Source organism: Streptomyces katrae (genome assembly GCF_000966975.1).
GTDB classification, from domain to species: Bacteria; Actinomycetota; Actinomycetes; order Streptomycetales; family Streptomycetaceae; genus Streptomyces; species Streptomyces katrae.
The window spans coordinates 1-5788 of sequence record NZ_JZWV01001194.1 but is presented as its reverse complement, the minus strand read 5'-3'; the positions used below and the strand labels follow the sequence as shown (position 1 = coordinate 5788).

Here is a 5788-nt window from a genome sequence, read left to right as displayed (position 1 = left end):
CCGGAAGGACAGTGGGACTGACGGGAAGCCCCCAGCCCTTCCCTGAGACCGTCCGCCCGGGTCAGGCCAGGTCGTCCCGTCCGAGCCATGCAGGGCGCTCCGGGATGTCGACCTCCCGTGGTGGGGCCGGGCGTTGTGGGGGCTTCGGGGGCTTGGGCGAGCGGGGGCGCGGGGGCTGCCACCGCTCCACGGGCTCCGGCTTCGGTTCCGGCGGTGGGGGCGGAGGGGCGCTGTCTTCGAGCAGCTCGGCGAGTTTGAACCGGTAGTGCCACGCGCGTGCGAAGCGGCCCTCGACGAGCAGCATGAAACCGTCGCCGTCGCCGTAGAGCCTCCGCCGCTTCACCGTGTAGAAGACCGAGGGGTCGAACCTGTCCACCCGTTCACGGAGGGCGGTCAAGGCCTCTTCCCTGGTCCCGTCCACGTGGCCCAGGACGGTGACCGACCAGGCCGACCCGTGCCGCCTGTGGATGTTCTGCTCCAAGAGGAGCGCCCAGGTCGGCACTACGCCTGCCTGGCCGCCCAGTTGGCGAAGTCTGCCCAGGCCTTGGGGGCCAGGGTGAGGGTGGGGCCGAGGTTCTTGGAGTCCCGGACGTGGACGGCGTGGGGGCGCCCCGCGACCTCCACGCAGTTGCCGCCACCGCCGTCGCTGTAGCTCGACTTCCGCCAGTCGTAGGCCACTTCGACGCACTGGCCCCCGGCGTCGCTGCTGTAGCTGGACTTGAACCACCGCAGATGGTTGTTCACTGCCGATCACCCGCCAACCGCTCGATGAGGCCCAGCGATTCACGTGGGCCCAAGGCCTGTGCGCGGATCTTCGCATACCGTTGCGAGTACATGCTCACCATTCCCGGGTCGCTGATCATCACACTCTCGTCCTGCGCCTCCATGTAGGCGAGGTGTTCGTGATCGGCGGTTTCTAGGATGGTCAGCCCACCACGGGCGCCCGCATGCTCACCTGTGAACCCGCAGTTCAGAGGCAGGACCTGCACCGTCACATTACGGCGCTTGGCCAGCTCGGCAAGGTGCCGGAGCTGGCCCCGCATGATGTCGGGGCTGCCGACGCCACGCAGCAACGCTGACTCGTCCAGGATGAGTTCGATCAACGCGGTCGGCTCACGCTCGAAGAGCGCGGTTCGCTCCATGCGAGCTTCGACCAGCTCAGCGACCCGGCGATCCGGCAGCACGGGGTATCCGCCGGCGATCAACGCCTGTGCGTATGCCTCGGTCTGGAACAGACCATTGATCACGAGCGTCTCGAACATGCACAAGGTAAGGACACGACTCTCCAGGGCGATGAAGTCCTGGAACTGGGCCGGATATTTGTCCAGCCGCACCAGTCCACGCGCCATTTCGAAGACGCCGAGGCCCCAGCCGACCTCCCGTTCGAGTTCGACGAGCATTTCGTCGCTCGCCGGCTGCGCGCACGTTTCCATCGCGCTGATCGCCGCACCCGAATACCCGATTTTCCTCCCCAGTTCCGTCTGGGTGTAGCCCGCCTTCTCCCGCAGAACGCGGGCCAGATGGGCCACCAGACGGGTCGCTCCGCCCGCCCTCTCCTTGTTGGCTGCCTTCGCCATGGAGTACACCCCCACTCAACCAGGCTCAACCAGCCGCGGCCGAATCCCTACCGTTACGAGCCCTCGACTCAGCGTTATGGAAAACGGTAGGGCTGAGCCCTCACCCTTGGCGCATGAACACTGAAAGTGACACCCCCACCTGGCTCCCGCCCGCCGGGATCGCGTTCCGCAAGGCCGGCGTGCAGTTTGACGCCCTACGTGTGGACGGTGACATGGGACGGGACCTCGCCGATCTGCTCGTCACGCTCACGGGCGGTGACCCCGGGCCCATCGTCGTGCAGGCCAACGGGCGCCGGCCGGTCTACTTCCTGATCCCGGTCGGCAGTGCCCAGTACCGCATGTGGCCGCCCGGGTTCCGGCGGCTCACGGCCGGGCCGCGCCGGACCACGTACATCCCCGTCCCCGCCCTGGACGGGGCCTGGCCCCTGGCCTGGCGGTGTCCGCCCAAGGCCGAGGACCGGTTCCACGCCCTGCTGCTGCACCGCGCCGCCGGGCTCTACCAGGCCAGCTGCGAGATCTCCTCCGCCACCACCGCGCAGGCGTCCGCCGCCGGGTCGATCAGCGGGAAGTGACCGACCCCCTCGACCAGCGTCAGGCCCACCATCTCCCCCGCCTTCGCCGCCGCGGCCACGTACGACTCCGCCACCGCCGGCGGGACCACGATGTCCTCCCGCCCCTGGACCACCGTCGTAGCGATGCCCGTCGGCAGGAGCGAGGCGGGGTCCGCCGAGGGGCGGCGGGCGTCCCAGTGGGCCGGGCCGCCCAGCAGCTGGGCGGAGGCCCCGCCGCACACGCCGAGCTTCTCCGCGACCTCGAAGTCCGCGATGGGGGCCAGCGCCACCACGCCGCGCAGCTCCGGCGGGGAAGGCAGCCGCCACGGGGAGCCGGACGGGAGGACGTGCCGGGCGGCGGCCCACAGGGCGAGGTGGCCGCCCGCCGAGTGGCCGGTGACGACCGTCCTGCGGGGGTCGGCCGTCGGGAGGGCGGACGCGAGCAGGCCCGGCAGGGCGTCCATGGCGGCGGCGACGTCGTCGAAGGTCTCCGGCCAGCGGCCCGCGACCGGGCCCTCGGCGCCCTGGTGCGGCAGGGAACTCCCGCGCCGGTACTCGACGTTGGCGACGGCGAAACCCCGCCGGGCCAGGAAGTCGGCGAACGGGGTGACGTGCTGACGGTCGTACGGGGCGCGCCAGGCGCCCCCGTGCAGGACGACGACGAGCGGGGCCGGGCCCGTCAGGTCCCCGCGCGGGGCGTAGAAGTCGATGACCTGGTCGGCGTGTTCCCCGTACGCGGCGCTCGCGTCCGGTGCGACCGGGGGGTGCGCGAAGGCCGCGGCGGCCTCGGCGGCGTCCCGTTCGACTGCGGGGTCCGTCATCGGCTCGACCTCTCGGTTAACTCGTGTGACAGCAACGCGTGTGACAGCCGGGACAGATGTTCCGGTGTTTCCGGCAGAGCGGGACCGTATCAGGCTGCCACGTGCCCCTAGCCGCCGGGACGAGTCCGCACGGAGGCGGGCGGAGCCGTAGCCCCGCCCGCCTCGTGGTGTGACGTTTCGCTACCGCGTCACCCGAAAATGTGACCCAGCGTGCGCGCCGCGCGCTCGGCGTCGGCGAAACCGACGTAGAGCGGGGTGAAACCGAAGCGCAGGACGTCGGGGGCGCGGAAGTCGCCCACGATGCCCCGGGAGATGAGCTCCGTCATCACCGCGCGGGCGCCGTCCGTGCGCAGGGAAACCTGGCTGCCGCGGCGGGCGTGCTCCAACGGGGTGACCACCTCGACCGCGCCCGCCGGGACGTACGCCGCCACGCACTCCAGGAAGAAGTCGGTCAGGGCCAGCGACTTGGCGCGGACCGCCTCGATGTCCACGTCCTCCCAGGCGTCCAGGGCCGACTCCAGCGCCAGCATGGACAGGATGTCCGGGGTCCCGACGCGGGCCCGGGCGGCGCCCTGGGCGGGCGCGTACTCCGGCGTCATCGCGAAGGGCTCGGCGTGGCTGTTCCAGCCGGGGAGCGGGGAGTCGAAAGCACCCTGGTGGCGCTCGGCGACGTAGATGTACGCCGGGGAGCCGGGCCCGCCGTTGAGGTACTTGTACGTGCAGCCGACCGCGAGGTCGACGGCGTGCGCATCGAGACCGACCGGGAGGGCGCCGGCCGTGTGGCAGAGGTCCCAGACGATCAGCGCGCCCGCGGCGTGGGCGGCCCCGGTGAGGGCGGGCAGGTCGTGGAGCCGGCCGGTGCGGTAGTCGACGTGGTTGAGGAGGACCACGGCCGTACGGTCGTCCATCGCGGCCGCCGCTTCGGACGGGTCGACCGGGACGAGGTCCAGGCCGGTCATCCGGGCGGCGGAGGCTGCGATGTAGCCGTCGGTGGGGAAGGTGGTGGCGTCGACCAGCATCCGGGTGCGGCCGGGCGCGGCCAGGCGGGCGGCGCCGACGAGGGCCTTGAAGAGGTTGACGCTGGTGGAGTCGCCGACGGTGACCTGGCCGGGGGCGGCGCCGATCAGCGGGGCGATGCGGTCGCCGATCCGCTCGGGGGCGGTCCACCAGCCGCTCTCGTCCCAGGAGCGGATGAGGAGCTCGCCCCACTGGCGGTGGACCACGTCGGCCACCGCGCCGGGGACGCCCGCCGGGAGCGCGCCGAGGGAGTTCCCGTCGAGGTAGACCACGCCCTCGGGGAGGGTGAAGCGCTCGCGGTGCTTGGCGAGGGGGTCCTCGGCGTCCAGGCGGGCGGCACGGGCCTGAAGGTCCTGAAGGTCCTGGGGGTCCTGGGGGTCCTGGGGGTCCTGGAGTATCGCGTCAGACATGGCTGCGGGCCGTCCAGAGCTCGGGGAAGACGTTCTTCGTCGCGCGCTTCTCCAGCCAGGTCACCCCGGCGGAGCCGCCCGTGCCGGTCTTGGCGCCCATCGCGCGGCGGGTGGCGACCAGGTGGTCGTTGCGCCAGCGCCAGACCAGCTCGGCCACGTCGGTGAGGACCTCACCGAGGCGGTGCAGGTCGGCGTGGGTGCCGGCGGGGTCGGCGTAGAGCTCCGTCCAGACGGCCTCGACCGCGGCGGAGGGCTCGTAGCGCTGGGAGAGGTCCCGGTCGAGGACCGACTGCGGGACGGGCAGGCCGCGGCGGGCGAGCAGGCGCAGGGTCTCGTCGTAGAGGCTGGGCTCCTGGAGGGCCTTCTCCAGCTCGGCGTGGACGCGCGGGGCGCCGCGGTGCGGGACCAGCATGGACGCGGACTTCTCGCCGAGGAGGAACTCCATCCGGCGGTACATCGCGGACTGGAAACCGGAACCCTCGCCGAGGGCGCCGCGGTAGGCGTTGAACTGCGCGGGGGTGAGCTGGGCCAGCGGCCGCCAGGAGTGGTTGAGCGCCTCCAGCTCCCTGAGGGATCGTTTCAGCGCGTCCATCGCCACCGGGAGGTCGTCCTCGCGCAGGGCGCGGGCGGCGGTCTCCCACTCGTGGACGATGACGGTGAACCACAGCTCCATGACCTGGGTGGTGACCAGGAAGACCATCTCGCCGGGATCGTCCGAGCGCAGGTGCTGGAGGTGGGTGAGGACGTCCGCCTGGACGTAGTCCTCGTACGGGGTGGTGCCTGCGAAGTCGAGGTTCGGGGTGTCCGAACCGGCTCCGGAGGCATCAAGGGCGTGCGACATCGCTGTCTCCTCGACACGTGCTTCCGGGTAGCGGTCCGCTCCTTCCGATTGGGTAAGTGGAGCCCCGGTCCCCTGCCTCGCATCATAAACAGGAGATCCGGGGCGCCTCTAGGGCACTCGTCCCGGCCGTTACGCGAGCGTGTCCGCGGCGGTCGGGGAGGAGTCGCGCAGGAAGGTCGAGCAGCGCTCGTACTCGTCCTTCTCGCCGATGGCCCCGGCGGCCCGGGCCAGGGCGTGCAGGGCGCGCAGGAAGCCGCGGTTCGGCTCGTGCTCCCACGGCACCGGGCCGTGGCCCTTCCAGCCGGCGCGGCGCAGGGCGTCCAGGCCGCGGTGGTAGCCCGTACGGGCGTACGCGTAGGACTCGACCGTCCGGCCGGCGGCGAAGGCCTCGTCGGCGAGGGCGGCCCAGGCGAGGGAGGAGGTCGGGTGGGCTGCGGCCACCTCGGCGGCGGCGGTACCGGCGGCGAGGGCCTCGCGGGGCGCGGGCTCGTCGGGCAGGTGGGTGGGGGCGGGGCCCCCGAGCAGGTTCTGGTGAATCGACATGGGTTCAGTGTGTCCGATCGGTGTGCAC

Annotated in this window: 8 protein-coding genes; 1 reads left to right on the top strand and 7 read right to left on the bottom strand. The window is 72.0% G+C overall.

The genetic code is table 11. The features are described 5' to 3' along the window. Window positions 1-61 precede the first annotated feature (61 nt). The 3 genes from VR44_RS34855 to VR44_RS34845 all read right to left on the bottom strand — a co-directional run bounded on the left by VR44_RS34855 (window position 62) and on the right by VR44_RS34845 (window position 1577). A complete protein-coding gene (locus VR44_RS34855) occupies window positions 62-397 on the bottom strand; it encodes a hypothetical protein (protein ID WP_245692757.1) in 336 nt (111 codons plus the stop codon). Window positions 398-501: 104 nt separating this feature from the next. Continuing rightward, complete coding sequence (locus VR44_RS34850; RefSeq protein ID WP_045951649.1) at window positions 502-744, bottom strand: DUF397 domain-containing protein; 243 nt, start codon at window positions 742-744, stop codon at window positions 502-504. Then, window positions 741-1577: a helix-turn-helix domain-containing protein gene (locus VR44_RS34845; protein ID WP_045951652.1), complete on the bottom strand. Its 837-nt coding sequence runs from the start codon at window positions 1575-1577 to the stop codon at window positions 741-743. The genes VR44_RS34850 and VR44_RS34845 overlap by 4 nt, the downstream gene beginning before the upstream one ends. Window positions 1578-1690: 113 nt before the next feature. Here VR44_RS34845 and VR44_RS34840 point away from each other — a divergent pair, with 113 nt between their 5' ends. Beyond that, entirely contained in the window at window positions 1691-2149 is a 459-nt protein-coding gene (locus VR44_RS34840) for a hypothetical protein (protein WP_063779007.1), read from the top strand. Here VR44_RS34840 and VR44_RS34835 read toward each other — a convergent pair. The 4 genes from VR44_RS34835 to VR44_RS34820 all read right to left on the bottom strand — a co-directional run bounded on the left by VR44_RS34835 (window position 2074) and on the right by VR44_RS34820 (window position 5760). Beyond that, window positions 2074-2949: an alpha/beta hydrolase family protein gene (locus VR44_RS34835; protein WP_045951648.1), complete on the bottom strand. Its 876-nt coding sequence runs from the start codon at window positions 2947-2949 to the stop codon at window positions 2074-2076. The genes VR44_RS34840 and VR44_RS34835 overlap by 76 nt on opposite strands. 188 nt (window positions 2950-3137) lie before the next feature. After that, on the bottom strand, window positions 3138-4376 hold the full coding sequence (gene kynU, locus VR44_RS34830; protein ID WP_045951647.1) for a kynureninase: 1239 nt from the start codon (window positions 4374-4376) through the stop codon (window positions 3138-3140). Next, window positions 4369-5217 carry a tryptophan 2,3-dioxygenase family protein gene (locus VR44_RS34825; RefSeq protein ID WP_045951646.1) on the bottom strand — a complete coding sequence of 283 codons (849 nt, stop codon included), beginning with the start codon at window positions 5215-5217 and terminating at the stop codon, window positions 4369-4371. The genes kynU and VR44_RS34825 overlap by 8 nt, the downstream gene beginning before the upstream one ends. A 129-nt stretch (window positions 5218-5346) precedes the next feature. Further along, window positions 5347-5760: a DUF3151 domain-containing protein gene (locus VR44_RS34820; RefSeq protein ID WP_045951645.1), complete on the bottom strand. Its 414-nt coding sequence runs from the start codon at window positions 5758-5760 to the stop codon at window positions 5347-5349. Between the last annotated feature and the right edge of the window lie 28 nt (window positions 5761-5788).

What these genes read in the sequence shown, in the direction of transcription:
- VR44_RS34820 (WP_045951645.1), bottom strand. Translation starts at nt 5,760, where the DNA reads ATGTCGATTCACCAGAACCTGCTCGGGGGCCCCGCCCCCACCCACCTG.
- VR44_RS34845 (WP_045951652.1), bottom strand. Translation starts at nt 1,577, where the DNA reads ATGGCGAAGGCAGCCAACAAGGAGAGGGCGGGCGGAGCGACCCGTCTG.
- kynU (WP_045951647.1), bottom strand. Translation starts at nt 4,376, where the DNA reads ATGTCTGACGCGATACTCCAGGACCCCCAGGACCCCCAGGACCCCCAG.
- VR44_RS34835 (WP_045951648.1), bottom strand. Translation starts at nt 2,949, where the DNA reads ATGACGGACCCCGCAGTCGAACGGGACGCCGCCGAGGCCGCCGCGGCC.
- VR44_RS34825 (WP_045951646.1), bottom strand. Translation starts at nt 5,217, where the DNA reads ATGTCGCACGCCCTTGATGCCTCCGGAGCCGGTTCGGACACCCCGAAC.
- VR44_RS34840 (WP_063779007.1), top strand. Translation starts at nt 1,691, where the DNA reads ATGAACACTGAAAGTGACACCCCCACCTGGCTCCCGCCCGCCGGGATC.